A 19,366-nucleotide genomic window follows, 5' to 3' on the forward strand; every position below is an offset into this window, starting at 1 on the left:
TACAATGCTTGATAGGATAATTCAAGAATGCATAAGAATAGTCCTAGAGCCTATAGCGGAAGCTAAATTCTATCCGAATAGTTATGGATTTAGACCATATAGGGCAACAAAACATGCTGTTAAGGATATAACTACTCTTATCAATGGAAGCAAGAAAAATAAACCAATACATGCAATTGAGGGTGACATTAGCGGTTATTTTGATAATATTAATCATAAAATTCTCCTAAAGAAACTTTGGAGAATAGGTGTTCATGATAAAAGAATTATTGCAATAATTAAAGAAATGCTTACCGCAGGATATATTGAAAGCGAACTACACCATAATACTGATACTGGCACCATTCAAGGTGGGATTATCTCGCCGTTATTGGCGAATATATATCTAAATTCCTTTGACTGGATGTTAGGTAAAATGTATCACTATCCTAAACAAACTTGCAAATATTTAGAATCCGACAGAAGGAGGATGAAAAACAGAGGTGTACTACCTAAATTTCTTATCCGATATTGTGACGATTGGATTATATTAACAACCAAAGAGCAAGAAGCCGTTAGGCTTTTAAAATACTTAAACAAGTATTTTAAACATAAACTAAAGCTAGAATTATCCAAGGAGAAAACACTAATAACGAACCTAACGGTTAAACCGGCGAGGTTTCTAGGTTTTCTCATAAAAGCTGAATTACCAAGGAAAACTCCATAAAACCCTAATCCGCAAAATATAGTAGGCAAACCCTATCCAGATATGAGCAAAATAAAAGCTAAGGTTAAACTAGTAAATAAAGAAATTAGAAAACTTAAAATCATGAAAACTACGCGAGAACAAGCTACGCATATTGAGAAAGTAAATTCTATGATTACAGGGTTAACTCAGTACCATAGAACTGCAATATGCAGCAAGGCATTTAGCTACATTGATGATAAAGTATTTAAATGTGCTAACGCCGTTTTTAAGAAAAAGTATAACAGAAATTATAAGCAACATAGAGTTCCTTTGGATAAATTAACAAATAGACCTCAAAGGCACAAAGGCTATAAATCAAAAACCTATGCAATTAAACATGAAGGAATGTATATTGGAATAACAAAAGCATTTCTTACACATAGCCAATGGGAACAATATTGCTTCGATCAAAAGGCTACACCATATACAGAAGAAGGGAGGAAACTATATTTGCAGAAATATAAAATGAAGAAAAAGCTTCCAATGGATAGACCACCACTTTATGATGTAGAAGTATTAGTGCATCTTAAAGATGAAATGCTAAGTAATTTTGAGTATTTCATGAACAGGGAATATGCTTATAATAGGGACAAGGGTAAATGTAAAATATGTGGATGTTACTTAAACTCAAACAACAGGCACTGTCATAGAATTGATGGAAGCTTATTGCTAAATAAAATAAACAAAGTGCCAAATCTAGCATGGTTGTGCAAAAATTGCGATAAATATGTACATGGAAATGAACTGTCGTTAGGCAATAATAGTAGTATAATCAAGAAAATCGAAAAGTATAAAGCTAAGCTAATTTAAAGTTTATTTCATGCACAAAGTTACCGTAAGGTTGCAAAGTGTTGAAAGCCGATGGAGGCAAGTAAGTTTATTCGTTGGCTAGCTGGATGCGATGAAAGTCGCATGTCCGGTTTAGAGGCGGGGAAAAGGCGGAGATAATTTCAAATCCTTACCTATGCCTATATATGACATTTAAATTTTATAAAGTGTATGTTTACGCATTACACTTTTTTATTCAAAATATATAATCAAGAGTCACAATTGTAATTTAGAACTAAACCGCTAAAAACGGTGGCAGACGAGTGCTAATTCCATTAATTTAATTTTTACTCAAATAAATTAGAAAGAAGTATCCTATTTGACTAAGATACTTCTTTATTATAATATACACTTCCCTTAAACTTTTATTGTTGAAATAAAAAATAAGGGAGTGTTATTATTTATGTCAGAATTAAGAGAAAAAATGAAAATGGATATGGAACTAAAAGGCTATAGCCCAAGGACCATAAAAAACTATATCGGTCACGTTAGTAACTTTGCTAAATATTACAACAAATCACCAGAGCTTTTAAGAGAAAAAGAAATACGTGAATATCTACATTATTGTATCACGGAAAGAAAGTTAAGAGAAGGTACTGTTAATTATATTAATGCAAGTCTAAAGTTTTTTTATACTAAAACGCTTAATAGATATTGGAATATGGACAAAATATTTAGAATTAAAGAACCAAGAAGATTACCTGCTGTTTTATCTCCCGAGGAAGTTAAATCTATTTTTGATGTTACTGAAAACCTTAAGCATAAGGCAATTCTTATGACGGTATACTCCGCAGGATTAAGGGTTAGTGAAGTTTGTAATCTAAAAATAACAGATATTGATAGTAAAAATATGCAAATATTAATTAGAGAAGGTAAAGGTAAAAAAGATAGGTATTCGTTGTTATCAAAAGCAAATCTTAAAATTCTCAGAGAATATTGGAAAAGATATCACCCTACAGAATTTTTGTTTTCTGGAAGGGGTCGTACAGATGCGATAACTACACGTAGTGTACAACGAATATTAGAAAAATCTTTAAAAAAGACTGCAATCACTAAAAATGCAACTGTACATACGCTTAGGCATAGTTTTGCAACTCATTTATTGGATGCTGGTACGGATATTTGTTATATCCAAAGGCTTTTAGGACATACTCGAATAACTACTACCACTATTTATTTACATCTTAGAAGGATGGATTTACTTAACATAAAGAGTCCATTGGACATCCTCTTAGGTGAACAAGATGATTGAGATTCAAGATATATTCAATCAATTTGGTGATGAATACAGAAAAAATCATAAGCTTCCTCTCCATATTCAAAAAACTATGATTTCTATTGAAGCTTGTAGAACAGCGGAACTTGGGGGTCATGTAGATGAGTGTGATGAATGTGGTCACATGAGGGTATCTTATAATTCTTGCAGGAACAGGCATTGTCCTAAATGCCAAACTTTAGCCAAGGAAAGATGGCTTGAAAAAAGAAGAGAGGATTTATTACCCGTAGGGTATTTTCATGTAGTTTTCACTATTCCTGAAGAGCTTAATTATATAACATTAACAAACCAAAAGGAAATGTATTCTATTCTATTTAAATCTGTTTCTGAAACACTACTTGAACTTTCAATTGATAAAAAATATTTAGGAGCTGAAATCGGGTTTATGGCGATTTTGCATACGTGGGGTCAGAATTTGGTGAATCATCCACACATACATTGTATAGTTCCAAGTGGTGGGTTAACTTTAGATGGCAACCGATGGATAAACTCAAAAAAAGACTTCTTTATCCCAGTGAAAGTTCTATCAAGAAAATTTAGAGGTAAATTTCTATTTTACCTTAAAAGAGCTTATTATAGTAATGCTCTTAAATATACTAATGGAATTGAGGAGCTAACAAAAAAGCATATATTTCAGGGCTTCATAGATAAATTATATAAGAAAGAATGGATTGTATACTGTAGACCTCCTTTTGGGAGTGCGGAGTACGTACTTGAATACCTTGGAAGATACACTCATAGAGTAGCTATATCTAATCATAGGATTGTAAATTTAGAAAATGGCTATGTCACATTTAAGTGGAGAGATTATAAAGAACATAATAAAGAAAAATTTATGACTCTTACTGTAGATGAATTTATCAGAAGATTTATCATGCATGTTCTACCAAGAAAATTTGTTAAAATTAGACACTATGGGATATTGAGTAACAGAAATAGGTCAACTAAGCTTCAGAAATGCAAAGAACTTACAGGTGCAGTGCAAAGTAAAAAGCAAGATTCAGAGGTTAAATTAAATGCATCAGAGCTTCTTCTTAAACTCACAGGAATAGATATAAATATTTGTTCTTGCTGCGGTAAAGGTAAAATGATGACAAAAGAGAAGTTAATTCGCCAGAACTATTCTCCGCCAGGAGAAACAAATAAAATAGCATAAAGTGTTTATTTAGGGGAGGGGGGAATTACGTCTATTTTTAGAAAACAATTAGGAATTAGAAGGATTATAGATACATTTGTGGAAATTATAGTTACAAACATTGATATTAAAGCAAATTTCAGAAAGAGGGCGAAGATTGAATCCCCATAGTAGTAGAAACGCGGCATCGTTCTAAAGCTTGTTTCAGAAATTGAGCAATTTTAGTGGCTATCATCATTTAAGTATATACTTATGGTGATAGTTTTTATCGGCTCAACATCTGAATCCAAACCTATTCAAATGACGAAATAAATTAGGGGAGGATTATGATGAACATTTCCGTTGACGAACTATTAAACATTGAAGAATTAGATACAAGGGCCATATTTGAAAGGGTTAAGTACCCTTGGGAAGCCCTTACAAAAATTAAGAATTTCATTTTTGAATACGCAAAAAATCTGCCAGGCGATTTTGAAAGAATAGAGGAATTTGTATGGGTTGGCAAAGGCACTACTATCGAAAAAAGTGTTCTTATAAAAGGCCCAGCGATTATCGGTTACAATTGCGAAATCAGGTATTCCGCTTACATTAGAGAAAATGTTATCATTGGTAATGATGTTGTAGTTGGAAACTCAACTGAAATTAAAAATTCAATCCTCTTTAATAAAGTGCAGGTTCCGCATTATAATTATGTTGGTGATTCAATATTAGGGTATAAAGCCCATTTGGGGGCAGGTGTAATAATCTCCAATTTAAAGTCCAATGGAACATTAGTAAAAGTAAAATATGGTACAGATAATATTGAAACTGGTTTAAGGAAATTTGGTGCAATTGTAGGCGATTTATCGGAAGTAGGATGTAATTCAGTTTTAAACCCAGGGACAATAATAGGAAAAGATAGTATTGTTTATCCATTAAGTTCTGTAAGAGGTTATATTCCAGAGAAGAGTATTTTGAAAAATAATGGTGAAATTGTAGAGAGAAAATAAAGTCAAGGAACCAAAATATCGTATTATTTCAGAAGTGAATTTTACTGTGTTTTAATTCGTATCTTTCTGATATTACGAACTACTTGGAAAGAAACTTTTATAGGAAAAAAATCACCGCACATAGACGGCAAAAGATTTAAAACATCATATAACAAAAAATTCCCGTTCAGCTTGGCTTGAAAAGACAGCCAAGCTATACCTGCGAAGCTAAGAAAAGAGCTTTCTAAGCTTCTTGGCATCGGAAATTAGAGACGTTAGGCGTAATCTTTCTAACATAAAAAATTTACCTAGGAGGGAAATCATTATGATAAAAGTTATTGATACTCGAAAAGATTTTGGAATATTTTTAGCACATAAAGAACATATGAATAAATTGGATGCGTATAAGAAATATTATTATGAGCCTAATAAAGATATATTGGATGGGTTAGCTATGACACATATATACACTGGTATAAGTGGATTAGATGCTACTGTAAGCTCACTAGATTTTAAATCGTATGAAGACCAGTATAAAAAGCTCTCCAATAAGGATTTTATTGACTTAACTCAAAAGATTTTAGAAAAGGCTGAAAAGATGTTTTCAATATCTGAAAATACTTTAATTGAATGCTATTTAGTTTTTGGATATAACACTATGACTGGCTGTAGTACATGCGTTAATAATAAATTTGTTTTAGCTATTGGGTTAGAACAGGTTGCAAATTATCCGAATGTTAGTAAATATGAAGATTTATTATTACATGAATTTTATCACGTAATTAGAGTAAATAAAAAAGAAATATTAGAAGAAATGACTGGTACAAAGCTGGAAAATACTTTTGTTAGTAAAGAAATACTAGATTTATTTAATAATACAAAATTGAAATTCAATTTAATTGAAGAAGGTTTAGCAGTTGTAGCTCCGTCAATAATTAAAGGAGAAAAAATTACTGCTGATAGATTGAGAGAACTGCTATTTTATAAGAAAGAACAGTATGAGGAAATTAGCAGAAGAAGTGCTGAACTGTGGAGAAACTTAAAATCAGAATTGGAAAGTAAAGATATTGAAACTACATACAAATGGGCAATTAGTGGTAGCCATGTTCAGAAATATGGAATTCCCGAAAGAAGTTTATACTACTTAGGAGCTAAGCTTATCTTAGATTTAATAGAAAAAGAAAATATTTCATTTTCACAATTGACAGATATGACATCAGAAGAAATTTTAAAAAAATCAGGAATTTACTAATAAATAATTGTGGACTACGCCTAACACTTCATTAAAGTTCGCTTTGGCTAAATTAGGCCAAGCCTTTGAAGAAGCCAAAGCACATTCTTTTGCCAAGCGAGGTCCCGCTAAGGCTCAAGAACGTCTTTAATGGATAAACGTTAGAAAAAATGCTCTTCTAGTTTGGCACTAGTGCATTCATAGACATATATAAGCGAACTATAGTTTTTAGTTACTTTAAGGGGCAAGGAGGAATATAAATTGGATTTGAACAATCTTAATATTGAAAAAATAATTGATAAGATAAATAAAGTAAAACCATTTTCGGGAGTAGTGTTAGTACAGCAAAATGATAAGATAATTTTTCAAAGAGCATACGGATTTGCCCGCAAATGAAACATTATCTGGACTGCAGGACTGGAGGAAATAATGCAAACATCACTGCGGGGAATAGCAACAAAAGCAAAACAAAATAAAGACTACAAATTTGGTAATCTATATGGACTGTTGAATAAGGATGCATTGTACCAAGCCTGGAAGACATAAATACGAAGTCAGCAGTAGGTATAGATAAGGAAACTGCTAGAGAGTTTGGAAAGAATTTAGATGGAAATCTAGAAGAATTAGTTGAAGAACTTAAGGGCAAGAAGTACAAAGCAAAGTTAGTAAAAAGAGTGTATATACCAAAGGGAAATGGAAAAACAAGACCATTAGGACTCCCAACATTGAGAGATAAAATAATACAAAAAGCTGTAGCTAATATATTGGAAGCAATATATGAACAAGATTTTCTAAAATGTAGCTATGGGTATAGACCTAATGTTGGGGCACAAAAAGCTGTTAGAGACATTACAGATGAATTAAGAGGAAAATACAGTTATGTGGTAGAAGCTGATATTAGAAACTTCTTCGGAAATATAGACCATCAATGGTTATTAAAGATGCTAGAGTTGCGAATAAAAGATAAAGCATTTTTAAGGTTAATAAAGAAGTGGCTCAAAGCAGGAATATTAGATACCGATGGGAAAGTTATAAACCCAATAACTGGATGTCCTCAAGGCTCAACTGTCAGTCCGATACTTACTAACATCTATTTACATTATGCTTTAGATTTATGGTTTGAGAAAATTGTAAAACCTGCTTGTATAGGAGAAACATATATATGTCGTCTAGCGGATGATTTTATATGTGCATTCAGATATAAAGCAGATGCTGAAAAGTTTTACAAAGTACTAGGAAAAAGGCTTGGTAAGTTCAAATTAGAATTAGCCGAGGAGAAAACTAAGATTATAAGTTTCTCTCGCTTTAGAAAATATGAAAATACAAGCTTTGAATTTCTTGGATTTGAATTTCGCTGGGCAGTATCCAATAAAGGTAAAGATGTAATAAGAAGGAGAACCAGTAGGAGCAAATTAAGAAAATCTATAAAGGCGTTTAGCCTGTGGTGCAAAGAAAACCGTAGTAAAAGAATTAAAAACATAGTGGAAACTCTAAACTCAAAGTACAGGGGATATTTCAACTATTACGGAGTAATAGGAAATAGCAAAGGTATAGGTGAATTTTATAGTTCAACCTTGGAAATATTGTATAAATGGCTGAATCGTAGGAGTCAAAGGAAAAGCTTTAATTGGGATATTTTAGTGAAAAGATGGAATGGTATGGTCTAATTAAGCCTAAAGTAGTTGAAAAGACTGATAATCAAATTAGATTTGAAGTATGTTTTGTTTAAGTATGGAAGCGAGTATATTTGAAGAGCCCGGTGCGGTAGTTCCGCACGCCGGGATCTGTGCAGGGGGTATGGAGCGATCCATGTCTCTACCATGACTACGGAATTTAGGGCAAAAAAAGTGATTGCTCATAAGTTATTAAATTTAACCCGATTGAGACGTAGTTGTAAGAAAGTGTGAATTAGAGAAAGTAGGTGAGAATTTATGGATTGGACAAATATTTTATTAAATGGAATTATATTTTTTTTAACATTTATTGCTTGTTCTACATTTTATAAAAAATCAGGACTAACACGATGGATAAGTAAGTGGATAAATAAAAAGACCTGGCGAACCATATTTACTCTTTTTATTATTTTTACATTCTATTTAGTTACAATGAAAGTTATCAGAAGTACAAGTATTTCAGGAAAGTATTATAATATGGCAGACGGGTTCTTTTTAGCATTATATGTAAGTATAGTTCCTTATATATTTTTTGAGAAATACAATAACTAATTAACATTTTTCTTTTAGTGCCAACTAATTTTAAGGTGAACTGTAGTATGTTTTTTTCAAGGTGTTATGCCTAAAACTCCGCATAACAAAATGTTGCCACTAGCCTTGGCTGGAAAATACCTTAATGGAAAAAAGTTAAGTGCCTAAGAGTACCTTTCAAATAAAGAAAATCATAAATCTACGCCAAGGCACATTCCTTCACCAAGCGCGTCGCGCTAAGGTTCAGGAACGTTGGCAACACGAAACGTTATACGTAATTTTAGATAAACAGAGTGATATCTTAAAAGTTTTGGATTTGGTTTTATTAAATACAATAGTAGAAAACTACGAACTAACGATTATTTATAAAAATGGAGGGAACATAATGAATAATGATTTAAAAATATATTTAGAAAATACTAAAAAACCCTGGAGCATAATGTATTATAGATTGGTTTGGGAACAACTGTCTCAAATAACAAATTCTAAAATTCTTGATTTCGGGAGTGGACTTGGAATTACAGCAAATCATTTAGCAAAGAACAATGATGTGGTTGCAATAGAACCAAATGTTGAAATAGAAGAAGAAAGAATATGTGAAAACAGTTACCATCAGATTATTGGGAATATAGAGCAATTAAAGCAACAAGAAGATAATTCCTTTGATGTAGTAGTATGTCATAATGTTTTGGAATATGCAGAAGAACGAAAAGATATATTAAGAGAATTTTGCCGAGTTCTTAAACCTAATGGAATAATATCTATTGTAAAACATAACCTCAATGGAAGGATAATGCAAAAGGTTGCTTTTGAAAACAATTTAGACCAAGCAATCTCATTACTTAATGGTGGAGTAAATAATGCGGCTTATTTTGGACAGATAAATTATTATACAATGAACGACATAATTGATTGGGTTGGTGATAAAGATATTAATATTGAAAAAGTACTTGGAATCAGAACATTTTATGCTTTAAATGCAAACATCAATGAAATAAGATTTGACTCAATTTGGCAAGATAAGATGTTTGAACTTGAAATGAAGGTTTCTGATATGGACGATTATAAAAATATATCTTTTTCCAACCATGTTTTGTTAAGAAAACATAGTTGAACTCTATGAATATAACCCTATGCAATGTGTATATTTAGCACGAGTTTTTCGTATATCATGAAACAAGTATAAAGATAGGGAGAATAGGCTCAGCTTAGAGTGTAGTGGCAAAAACTACGTATAACAAAATACTCCCGTTCGCTAATGTCGGGAGTAAGGAGCGTTATGAGACATTTTAGGTCTATTGAAAGTTATTCTATCGAAGAAGTTTTTTTAATATTATTACATTCATATAAAAAATACTACTATTTAGTAGACATGTATAAGCCAATGAATTAACTGAAAAGACTTAGAAGTATTATCTTACATCATATTTTATAAGGAGGAGAAATCATTTATGGCATACTTAATTTTAGGGGTTAGTTTACTAATTGTTTCTTTTATGATATTTTCAAAAAATATTTTTTATAGATATCATAAAGAAATTAATTTCAAAATAAAAAAGAGATTGGACGCAATGTTGAAACTTACTATAATTGCTCCTGTAATTGTTCTATTCATAATATTTATTTTAACCCTTACTTACTTTAAAACTAAATTTAATATTAGATTATCTCACGCATGGCTTGTGTTAAATTTTTGGATATGCAGTATGATTTTCTATTACATTAGTGCAGAACTAGCAAGAATAAGAAAATTAGTTATAATACTACCTGCTATTGGAATGATAATATCTATGTGGGGTGCAATTTATTTAACACCTTTATATCATTATGAAAATATATTTAAAAATACTAAATTAATAATCCCAAATTTCTTTGGATTGATTATGTTAATAGCATCTTATTATATAAACTGTATACTTTTGAAAAAAGAAACTAAAAAGTGATTTGTATTAAGTCGCATCTTTCTTTTTTGTGAACTAATTAGTGAAAATGTTAGTGAAAATTGCACGCCTTAAAGAGAATGCAAGACCTAAAACATCTCATAACAAAATACTCCCATTCGCTACGCACATTTACCAACCTAAGATAGGAGCTATCTAAGGCTGGCAAACGTCGGGAGTAAGGCACGTTATGTGACATTTCAGGTCTATCTGAAATTTTCTTACGCAGTTAGTGATTTCTAGCTATTCAAATATAAAAAGTAATTCACACTGGTAATTAAGACGAATAAAAATTATTTCTATTTTATTTGGGAGGTATAGTATGGACAAGCGTTTTACATTTAATGAAGATGTTAAAAATTATGATAAATGGAGACCAACATATTGTAAAGAATTATTCAATGATATTATTCAATATTCTGAACTTAATCAAAATAAAAAAGCAGTAGAAGTTGGAATTGGTACTGGTCAAGCAACTATGCCTTTTCTGATGACAGGATGTGATGTAACAGCCATTGAACTTGGAAAAGACCTTGCAGAATACGCGAAAGAAAAATTTAAAGAATATAAAAATTTTAGTGTATACAATACTTCATTTGAGGATTTTGAGTGTAATGATAATAGTATTGATATTCTTTACTCTGCAACAGCATTTCATTGGATTCCCGAAGATATAGGTTATCCAAAGGCATTAAAGGTATTAAAGAATAATGGAACATTAGCATTGTTTTGGAATAAACCATTTGTAAAACGAGAAGATGATTTATTGCATCAAAAAATTCAAAGTATATACCAAAAATATAGACCTTCAAATGCTAAATTCATAGAAAATGATACAGCAAGATATAATAAGATATCAAAAACTATACAATCATATGGTTTTAGAGACTTAGAAGTAAAGTTATATCATCAAACACGAGTATTTAACTCTTCAGGTTATATTTCGCTATTAAATACATATTCAGATCATAGAAGTATGATAGCGTCTACAAAGCAATTATTATACAGTGAAATTGAAAATGCTATTCTGGAAAATAGTAATGTTTTAACTGTATATGACACGATAGAGTTATATTTGGCAAGAAAATAATGTTTTTTATATGACCATTGTTTACAATCTATTAATTCACACTCTTCTTAAATAGTGAATTAAATCATAAATGGATTAGTGGAAATTGCCCACTATATAGAGAGTGCAAGACCTGCACATCACATAACAAAATGTTGCCGTTCCTTGACTAGTGGACTCTTTTTATATAGCAATGTGTAAATTTATGGTTTATAATCTATATATAGGTTATCATTCTACTACCGCCAATGCATATCCCTTCACCAAGCCCGTCGGGCTAAGGCTCAGGAACGTCGGCAACAAGAAGCGTTATGTGACATTTCAGGCCTATCTTAAATTTTCTTACACAGCTAGTGATTTTCAGTTATTACAATGTAAAAGATAATTAACATTGGTGGAATATAGTAAATTAACAAGGGGGAGTTTTGGTGGCTAAAAAAAATGGCGTTTCAAAAGGAACATTAATTGCAATTAATTCTGTATGGGTTATTTTAGGCTTGTCAATAGCGCTAACTATAAAAAATGCATATCATTTAAATTTTTGGGTATATCTTTGTATCACAGTACCATTCTTAATAATAGGGCAAACTTTGATTAAAAAATTCATTAAGGTCAATGAGTAATTTACTATATCCTTATAGGTTATGTAAATTCTAGAAATACAATATATACAATTTGTATAATTATTGTGAAGTAAATTTTATTAAAAAAAAGGGGGAAGTTTTATGGCAATTGTTAGTATATTAAGTTCTTTAAATCTAATAATCATTTTAGGTTTGTTGGGATTAGGGATTTATGGGTTTATGTTATTTGTAAAACTTGCTAATAGAGGAATTAAAGCACTTGATATTTATATTAATGAAAAGACAAATAACAAATTGTAGGTTCATAATTTTCTTGAATTCTTCATCAGTAAGAATATGAATAATGTCACAGGTTTTTAAAGTGCAAATTAGTATTTGAATGGGGAGAATTCAATGAGTAATCTTATGGGTTTATTGGGTTCAATTGGTTTCATATCTATTATTAAATATATACTTAGAATAATGGCTTATATAGAAATTATTAGTGTATCATCCAAGGGTATTCAAGCACTCAACACATATATAAATAATAATTCAAAATAGTCTCAGTTATGTGTAATATTCATTTATAGTGGAGTAAATAATGAATAGATTAGTGGAAACCGCACGTACCATAGAGAGTGCAAGACCTGAAACTTCACATAACAAAATGTTGCCGTTCGCCTTGGCTGGAGAGTCCTTTAGGGAGGACAAGCTAAACAGGAAGTAATGTTTCAAACTAAGAAAATCAAAAGATACCGCCAAGGCACATTCCTTCACCAAGCCCGTCGGGCTAAGGTTCAGGAACGTTGGTGCGCCAAGCAAAGCTTGGCATCTACTTGCAAGGTGAAAGTCCTTGTTGAGAAAGGTCTAACCAACCACTCATATCGAGTGTTGCGTTGAAGCTGGTAACAGCAAAACGAAGCGTACACAGAGAACTATATAGGCCACAAGGAGAACCGTATCTCCTGAAGTATATTCAGCCTCATAAACTTAGAATGCAGATGACGACGTGGTTAACGTCACGGAAGTCAGTACAGAAGAATCGTAAAAGGTGAGATTCTCGAGGGTCTGCTGGGGTCCAAGAACGTGGCATGTATAGAGAGAGATGCTAGGAACTTGGGAGGAATCCTATAGCTCCTTTGACAGGTAGGTCTATCCAATCGAAAAAAGAGGACGACCAATGCGCATAGGAGTTCGGATTAATTCATAGTACTCTGAGGGCGGGAGAGCCGTCTACATGGGGAAGAGATTAACAGATATATGTAGCCCGCAAATGAAACATTATCCGGACTGCAGGACTGGAGGAAATAATGCAAACATCACTGAGGGGAATAGCAACAAAAGCAAAACAAAATAAAAACTACAAATTTGGTAATCTATATGGATTGCTGAATAAAGAAGCTTTGTACCAAGCATGGAAAGACATAAATAAGAAGTCAGCAACAGGAATAGACAAAGAAACAGCTAGAGAGTTTGGAAATAATTTAGATGGAAATCTAGGAGAATTAGTTGAAGAACTTAAGGGCAAGAAGTACAAAGCAAAGTTAGTAAAAAGAGTGTATATACCAAAGGGAAATGGAAAAACAAGACCATTAGGACTCCCAACATTGAGAGATAAAATAATACAAAAAGCGGTAGCTAATATATTGGAAGCAACTTCTTCGGAAATATAGACTATCAATGGTTATTAAAGATGCTAGAGTTACGAATAAAAGATAAAGCATTTTTAAGGTTAATAAAGAAGTGGCTCAAAGCAGGAATATTAGATACCGATGGGAAAGTTATAAACCCAATAACTGGATGTCCTCAAGGCTCAACTGTCAGTCCGATACTTACTAACATCTATTTACATTATGCTTTAGATTTATGGTTTGAGAAAATTGTAAAACCTGCTTGTATAGGAGAAACATATATATGTCGTCTAGCGGATGATTTTATATGTGCATTCAGATATAAAGCAGATGCTGAAAAGTTTTACAAAGTACTAGGAAAAAGGCTTGGTAAGTTCAAATTAGAATTAGCCGAGGAGAAAACTAAGATTATAAGTTTCTCTCGCTTTAGAAAATATGAAAATACAAGCTTTGAATTTCTTGGATTTGAATTTCGCTGGGCAGTATCCAATAAAGGTAAAGATGTAATAAGAAGGAGAACCAGTAGGAGCAAATTAAGAAAATCTATAAAGGCGTTTAGCCTGTGGTGCAAAGAAAACCGTAGTAAAAGAATTAAAAACATAGTGGAAACTCTAAACTCAAAGTACAGGGGATATTTCAACTATTACGGAGTAATAGTTGAAATAGCAAAGGTATAGGTGAATTTTATAGTTCAACCTTGGAAATATTGTATAAATGGCTGAATCGTAGGAGTCAAAGGAAAAGCTTTAATTGGGATGAGTTTAGTGAAAAGATGAAATGGTATGGTCTAATTAAGCCTAAAGTAGTTGAAAAGACTGATAATCATATTAGATTTGAAGAATGTTTTGTTTAAGTACGGAAGCGAGTATATTTGAAGAGCCCGGTGCGGTAGTTCCGCACGCCGGGATCTGTGCGGGGGGGTATGGAGCAATCCATGTCTCTACCGTGACTATGTAATTTCTTATAACTTAGTGCCATCTCAAAGTTCTTTAACTATATTATTAAGGCACAATATTGATATATTTTCACCAACAGAGCTTTAAAAGTATCATCAATTCTATAAAGATAATAATTGAAAAATAGTACTAAAAGGCCCTCAAGGTGATTAACTGGTTTAGGGCCTTTTAAAGTACTTTAACTATTCTAATACAGCTTTAGTAAAGAGTAGGAACCGGATAACATGCAACCTCATCCACGAGGTCCGGATCAAACCCATAGAATGTCCAGTAGCTTCCAGTCCACCTATAACCCGAAACTTCTCCATACTCAATTCTTGTGGGATAAAACCAGAAGGGTCTTCCATTTATAGGCCACACATAGGTGTATGAGTAAAAGCAGTCGATAATATAGGAATTTTTAGGTTTTGGTGGAATAGTTGTTGGTGGTGGATAATCCGGAGGCCCGTATTGCCTAAATTGTAGGTACTGTCTCATATGATTTCGCTCCTATACAAAGTCTTTCATATTTATCATATGATGTAATGCATGCTATTGTTCACATTTTAATATAATCATTAAATAGGTATTATTCAAAGTGTAGTGATTAAAACTACATATAACAAAGTGCCAGCTCAAAGATTTTTAAGTATATTATTAAGACACAATTGTAATAATTTGCGAACTAATATTAATTATAATGTTTCTAAAATCTCTCGGTTTTTATTGTCTTTCAGTATGAGAGGATAGATTTTTATGGGATATTATGGTAATATTAATGTTAAATAATAAAATTATAAGAATTCAAGAAATTATTAGATTTTAAACATATGAGAAGATAAAAGAGTATTTTAAATAAGCATAATAAGCATAGTTAATCGTAATAAAGGAGATGAAGTTGATGCAAATAAATTCCTTTGCAAAAGTTAATGTACTCGAATCTACTATGAGATGACAGGTAAAGGAGACTCACTTGTTTTAATCCATAGTGGATATACTGATTTAAGACTTTGGGATAACCAATTTGCGTTATTTGGAAACCATTTTAAGGTTATAAGATTTGATATAAGAGGGTTTGGTAAATCAGACAAGCCAAGTACACCATTCTCATTCGTCGAAGACCGTAAAGAGTTGTTAAACTACTTAGAGATTGATAAGGCACATATAGTCGGAGTATCTATGGGAGGAAGCATTGCTATAGATTTCACACTTCAACATCCAGATTTAGTTGAGTTTTTGGTATTAAGTGGCTCTTCGCTAAATGGTTATTCGTATGAAAATGATGAAGCGAGCATTCAAAGGGCTTTGGCAGGAATGTCTATAATAAAAAGAGATGCGAATTTCAATCAGTCAATTGAGTTTATGCTTAATAATCCAATGTGGCGACAAAGAGATTTAAAGTCTCAAAAACTCTTAAAGAATATGTTTGAGGATACATCCTTAGAATGGTTATTAGAAGACTTGGCACAAATAGCAAAGCCTCTTGCATCAGAAAGACTTTCTGAGATAAGAAAAAGAACTTTACTTATAGTAGGTACAGAAGATTCATTACCTATTATAGAAATGGCGAGTGCAATGGAATTATACTACATATAACAAGATGCTGTCGTCCGCCTTGGCTGGTGGGCTTTTTTCATAAAGCATTGTGTAAGTTTATGGTTTATAATCAATATATAGGTTAAATATGCAAGGACGCCAAGGCACATTCCTTCACCAAGCGCGTCGCGCTAAGGTTCAGGAACGTCGGCAGCACGGAACGTTAGATGAAAGTTGAATATACACTTGTTTTTATTCAAAGGTGGTGAAAAGACATTGAAAAGAGTATATAGGATTTTTATTCATGTTGTAGTTTTAGTACAGTCAGTACTGCTTTACCAGTTGTATTTCAATTATATGTATACAAAAAATACCATCGAGGTGATGATAAAGAACATAACAAACAATATGGTGCTTTTTTATCAGAATGCACTTGTTAGCTTCATAAAATTCAAGGGATATTTTTTAAATAACGATTTGATGCTGAGCAACCGCCAACTAGCGATTTTAATTTGGTCAATTGTTGCAATTTTAATTTTGCTAAGAGAAGAAAAGGTTAAAAATTCTTTCTTCAATGTGCTCAAAGTGTTCTTTTCAAGAAAACTATTAATCATTTGGCTATCGGCAGTAGGTTATAATATTTTGATTATATTATTGATGAGAAAGCTTGGTCTATGGAATATTACTCATTTGAAAGTAACAATTCTTTGGCTTTTATTCGTTGGTTTTATAATGCTTTTTTTTGCTATTGGGGATGCTGATGACAATAGATACTTTATAAATATCATTATTCAAAATATAAAAGTGACAATTGTATTTCAATTTATTATGAATTTGCATTCTTTTGCTTTGTTAATCGAACTAATTATTGTTCCAATTACTGTGTTTGTTTCAATGATGATAGTAATTGCTGAATACCGTGATAAAGGAGGATATAAAAAGGTAGCTACATTTTCAAATGCAATATTGATAATTATTGGTCTTAGTATGATGTGGAACTCAATTGCTCATATAGTTTCACAATTTAATGAACTTAATTTCGAAAAGCTATTTATACTTATGTCGATGGGGTCAGTATTAAGCATATTATTCATACCATTTTTAATCTGTATAGCTGTTCTTTCTGCGTATGAAATACTCTTTATCAGACTCTCTTTTAAGAAAACAATAGCAGAAGAAATTAGAAAACGTTTATATTTCAAAATAATACTTGCGTGTGGTTTAAATGTTTCAAAAATAAAGAATTTTATACAAGATAGTGATATAATGCACCGTTCAATTAGTAATAGAGTTGAAATAAAGAGATTAATATCTGATTATAAATACAAATAAAAGGAACTAAACAACCTTCATCTAACAGTACATTACCGCCTCCGCTGTGCTCCGACCCAAACCTTTTCGCTGGGAGACAAGCTCCGCCAAGAAGTATTCCTTTGGGGTCAAGCTCAAAGGCTTCGGCAATGGGAAACGTTAGTGCGCCAAGCAAAGCTTGGCATCTACTTACAAGGTGAAAGTCCTTGTTGAGAAAGGTCTAACCAACCACTCATATCGAGTGTTGCGTTGAAGCTGGTAACAGCAAGACGAAGCGTACACAGAGAACTATATAGGCCACAGAGAGAACCGTAACTCCTGAAGAATATTCAGCCTCATAAACTTAGAATGCAGATGACGACGTGGTTAACGTCACGGAAGTCAATACAGAAGAATCCTATAAAGGCGTTTAGCCTATGGTGTAAAGAAAATCGTAGTAAAAGATTAAAAAAATAGTGGAAATGTTGAATTCAAAGTACAGGGGCTATTTCAACTATTACGGAGTAATAGGAAATAGTAAAGGGCTAAGTGAATTTTACGGAGCTACTTTAAAAATATTGTATAAGTGGATGATAGTGATTTTATTTTTAGTGATACAACAATGAGCCAAAATGGTAAAAATGGATAAATAAAAGTTAATATGTTCTTTACAATATAAGGGGGAGAGTTAATTAACATGAAAAGTGGATTTGAAAAGGTTGCGATTGAACATGGCGATAGGTTAAAAGTTATTTCAATAGAACACTTAAAAGAACTAAAGGAGATTATTGGAGATTTTAAGGATCAAGAAGAACTTAATGGTTTTCAAAAATGGATTATAAATGAATTGTACCAATTTGAGATACTTGAAGAAGATTTTAAAGTTAATTCGATTATACTCATTGCAATTCACCATCCATTTTATGCTAAAGTCGATTTTCTTAAAGAAGGAAAAAAGAAGACTTTTTTAAGTTTGGTACGTGCTGATTTTAATAAAACTGAAGAATATTTAAGAAAATATGTAGAGGAAAAAGGATATTTTATTGAGGTAACAAAGAATTTGCCAATGAAAAGATTAGGAACCCATAGTGGATTGGCAAAGTATGGGCGGAACAATATTACGTATATTGACGGTTTAGGAAGCAATTTTTCATATGCATCATATTTTTCAGATATGATGTGTAAGGAAGACACTTGGAGTGAAGTGAAGAATGCAGAGGCCTGCGATAAATGTAATTTGTGTATTGAAAGTTGTCCGACAGGGGCTATTCGTAAGGATAGATTTTTAATAGATAATCAAAAATGTTTATCATGTATTAATGAGATTCCTGGTGAATTTCCAGCCTGGATTCCTGTAACAGCACACCACACATTGTATGATTGTTTAATATGTCAGCGTAATTGTCCTATGAATTATGAGCAGGTAGATAATGTTATTGAATGTGTATCATTTACAGAAGAAGAAACTAATATGTTGTTAGATGGAAAGCCTATTGATACTTTTTCTAAGGAATTTAAAACAAAAATATACATGCTCGGAATAAATGAATGGTACGAAGTAATTCCAAGAAATTTGAAAATTTTATTTGAATTGTAAAATTCAACTGGTATCAGTCTTTTCTTGAACTGTTTTAATGGTCTCTGTAATACTAGCTTCTAAATAATTTCACAGACTTTATCTATCAAATCAATAGTATCTTTCTTTGTAATATAAAGAGCTTTCGCTGTTGAGGCAACTCCAAGGGCAACTATTAATACCTTCATGTGTGACCAAAACAATCTTTTACCTGAAATCTTTACAGTATTTCTTATAGTATCAAACATGGACAGAATTACCAACAGTTTTAAGTATTGACATTGGAGAATCGCAAATTAGTTCATCAATATAATTTGACTCTAACACTCCATCAATATCTATTTTGCTAAGGCGATTATTAACCTCATCAAGTGTTTTTTTTGCAAGGTCTAAAAAACATAGAAAACTGAAAAAATAGAGTTTTTGCGTTTTATAAAAAACATAAAAACAGCAG

The 19,366-nt window shown here is 32.0% G+C and carries 23 protein-coding genes and 1 pseudogene; 21 read left to right on the top strand and 3 right to left on the bottom strand.

Annotated features, from left to right (window positions below; all coding sequences use genetic code 11):
* The first annotated feature begins 4 nt into the window (after positions 1 to 4).
* The 18 genes from G9F72_RS05945 (at position 5) to G9F72_RS06025 (ending at position 14,428) form a co-directional block, all read left to right on the top strand.
* Positions 5 to 706, top strand: a complete 702-nt coding sequence (locus G9F72_RS05945; RefSeq protein ID WP_263486756.1) for a reverse transcriptase/maturase family protein — start codon at positions 5 to 7, stop codon at positions 704 to 706.
* Positions 707 to 748: 42 nt separating this feature from the next.
* Positions 749 to 1,537: a group II intron maturase-specific domain-containing protein gene (locus G9F72_RS05950; protein WP_224675990.1), complete on the top strand. Its 789-nt coding sequence runs from the start codon at positions 749 to 751 to the stop codon at positions 1,535 to 1,537.
* 421 nt (positions 1,538 to 1,958) lie between these two features.
* On the top strand, positions 1,959 to 2,807 hold the full coding sequence (locus G9F72_RS05955; protein WP_164960082.1) for a site-specific integrase: 849 nt from the start codon (positions 1,959 to 1,961) through the stop codon (positions 2,805 to 2,807).
* The gene (locus tag G9F72_RS05960; protein WP_164960081.1) at positions 2,800 to 3,987 is read left to right on the top strand and encodes an IS91 family transposase; all 1,188 of its coding nucleotides are present in this window, start codon (positions 2,800 to 2,802) and stop codon (positions 3,985 to 3,987) included. The genes G9F72_RS05955 and G9F72_RS05960 overlap by 8 nt, the downstream gene beginning before the upstream one ends.
* Before the next feature lie 308 nt (positions 3,988 to 4,295).
* On the top strand, positions 4,296 to 4,955 hold the full coding sequence (locus tag G9F72_RS05965) for a UDP-N-acetylglucosamine pyrophosphorylase (protein WP_164960080.1): 660 nt from the start codon (positions 4,296 to 4,298) through the stop codon (positions 4,953 to 4,955).
* A 304-nt stretch (positions 4,956 to 5,259) separates the two neighbouring features.
* Entirely contained in the window at positions 5,260 to 6,186 is a 927-nt protein-coding gene (locus tag G9F72_RS05970) for a hypothetical protein (protein ID WP_164960079.1), read from the top strand.
* Positions 6,187 to 6,426: 240 nt separating this feature from the next.
* Complete coding sequence (locus G9F72_RS26920; RefSeq protein ID WP_263486759.1) at positions 6,427 to 6,561, top strand: hypothetical protein; 135 nt, start codon at positions 6,427 to 6,429, stop codon at positions 6,559 to 6,561.
* Between the two features lie 170 nt (positions 6,562 to 6,731).
* The gene (gene ltrA / locus G9F72_RS05975) at positions 6,732 to 7,832 is read left to right on the top strand and encodes a group II intron reverse transcriptase/maturase (protein WP_224676271.1); all 1,101 of its coding nucleotides are present in this window, start codon (positions 6,732 to 6,734) and stop codon (positions 7,830 to 7,832) included.
* Positions 7,833 to 8,096: 264 nt separating this feature from the next.
* Complete coding sequence (locus tag G9F72_RS05980) at positions 8,097 to 8,390, top strand: hypothetical protein (protein ID WP_164960209.1); 294 nt, start codon at positions 8,097 to 8,099, stop codon at positions 8,388 to 8,390.
* 364 nt (positions 8,391 to 8,754) lie between these two features.
* Entirely contained in the window at positions 8,755 to 9,483 is a 729-nt protein-coding gene (locus G9F72_RS05985) for a class I SAM-dependent methyltransferase (RefSeq protein ID WP_164960208.1), read from the top strand.
* A 337-nt stretch (positions 9,484 to 9,820) separates the two neighbouring features.
* Positions 9,821 to 10,312, top strand: coding sequence for a hypothetical protein (locus tag G9F72_RS05990; protein ID WP_164960207.1), 492 nt, complete (start codon positions 9,821 to 9,823; stop codon positions 10,310 to 10,312).
* Between the two features lie 319 nt (positions 10,313 to 10,631).
* Positions 10,632 to 11,399: a class I SAM-dependent methyltransferase gene (locus G9F72_RS05995; protein WP_164960206.1), complete on the top strand. Its 768-nt coding sequence runs from the start codon at positions 10,632 to 10,634 to the stop codon at positions 11,397 to 11,399.
* Between the two features lie 407 nt (positions 11,400 to 11,806).
* Positions 11,807 to 12,001, top strand: a complete 195-nt coding sequence (locus G9F72_RS06000; protein WP_164960205.1) for a hypothetical protein — start codon at positions 11,807 to 11,809, stop codon at positions 11,999 to 12,001.
* A gap of 102 nt (positions 12,002 to 12,103) precedes the next feature.
* The gene (locus G9F72_RS06005; RefSeq protein ID WP_164960204.1) at positions 12,104 to 12,262 is read left to right on the top strand and encodes a hypothetical protein; all 159 of its coding nucleotides are present in this window, start codon (positions 12,104 to 12,106) and stop codon (positions 12,260 to 12,262) included.
* A 93-nt stretch (positions 12,263 to 12,355) separates the two neighbouring features.
* Positions 12,356 to 12,505 carry a hypothetical protein gene (locus tag G9F72_RS06010; protein ID WP_164960203.1) on the top strand — a complete coding sequence of 50 codons (150 nt, stop codon included), beginning with the start codon at positions 12,356 to 12,358 and terminating at the stop codon, positions 12,503 to 12,505.
* Between the two features lie 749 nt (positions 12,506 to 13,254).
* On the top strand, positions 13,255 to 13,617 hold the full coding sequence (locus G9F72_RS06015) for a hypothetical protein (protein WP_224675991.1): 363 nt from the start codon (positions 13,255 to 13,257) through the stop codon (positions 13,615 to 13,617).
* 20 nt (positions 13,618 to 13,637) lie between these two features.
* A complete protein-coding gene (locus tag G9F72_RS06020) occupies positions 13,638 to 14,252 on the top strand; it encodes a reverse transcriptase/maturase family protein (protein ID WP_263486762.1) in 615 nt (204 codons plus the stop codon).
* A gap of 20 nt (positions 14,253 to 14,272) precedes the next feature.
* On the top strand, positions 14,273 to 14,428 hold the full coding sequence (locus G9F72_RS06025) for a hypothetical protein (protein ID WP_224675992.1): 156 nt from the start codon (positions 14,273 to 14,275) through the stop codon (positions 14,426 to 14,428).
* A gap of 301 nt (positions 14,429 to 14,729) precedes the next feature.
* On the opposite strand, the gene G9F72_RS06030 is transcribed toward G9F72_RS06025, so the two are convergent.
* Complete coding sequence (locus tag G9F72_RS06030) at positions 14,730 to 15,008, bottom strand: transporter (protein ID WP_164960190.1); 279 nt, start codon at positions 15,006 to 15,008, stop codon at positions 14,730 to 14,732.
* Positions 15,009 to 15,461: 453 nt separating this feature from the next.
* On the opposite strand from G9F72_RS06030, the gene G9F72_RS06035 reads away from it, so the two are divergent.
* From G9F72_RS06035 to G9F72_RS06050, 3 genes are all read left to right on the top strand, one after another.
* Positions 15,462 to 16,106 carry an alpha/beta fold hydrolase gene (locus G9F72_RS06035; protein WP_164960191.1) on the top strand — a complete coding sequence of 215 codons (645 nt, stop codon included), beginning with the start codon at positions 15,462 to 15,464 and terminating at the stop codon, positions 16,104 to 16,106.
* Between the two features lie 216 nt (positions 16,107 to 16,322).
* Positions 16,323 to 17,378 (top strand): hypothetical protein, encoded by a 1,056-nt coding sequence (locus G9F72_RS06040; RefSeq protein WP_164960192.1) that lies wholly within the window; start codon positions 16,323 to 16,325, stop codon positions 17,376 to 17,378.
* Positions 17,379 to 18,033: 655 nt separating this feature from the next.
* The gene (locus tag G9F72_RS06050; RefSeq protein WP_164960194.1) at positions 18,034 to 18,933 is read left to right on the top strand and encodes a 4Fe-4S double cluster binding domain-containing protein; all 900 of its coding nucleotides are present in this window, start codon (positions 18,034 to 18,036) and stop codon (positions 18,931 to 18,933) included.
* Between the two features lie 59 nt (positions 18,934 to 18,992).
* Here the strand turns inward: G9F72_RS06050 and G9F72_RS06055 are convergent, their stop codons facing one another.
* Together G9F72_RS06055 and G9F72_RS27540 are read right to left on the bottom strand one after the other, a co-directional pair.
* Complete coding sequence (locus G9F72_RS06055; protein WP_164960195.1) at positions 18,993 to 19,160, bottom strand: hypothetical protein; 168 nt, start codon at positions 19,158 to 19,160, stop codon at positions 18,993 to 18,995.
* Positions 19,153 to 19,281 (bottom strand): annotated as a pseudogene (locus G9F72_RS27540) (spore germination protein); the annotation flags it as partial. The pseudogene G9F72_RS27540 and the gene G9F72_RS06055, both read right to left, overlap by 8 nt.
* Between the last annotated feature and the right edge of the window lie 85 nt (positions 19,282 to 19,366).

Source organism: Clostridium estertheticum, assembly GCF_011065935.2.
Taxonomy (GTDB): Bacteria; Bacillota; Clostridia; order Clostridiales; family Clostridiaceae; genus Clostridium_AD; species Clostridium_AD estertheticum_A.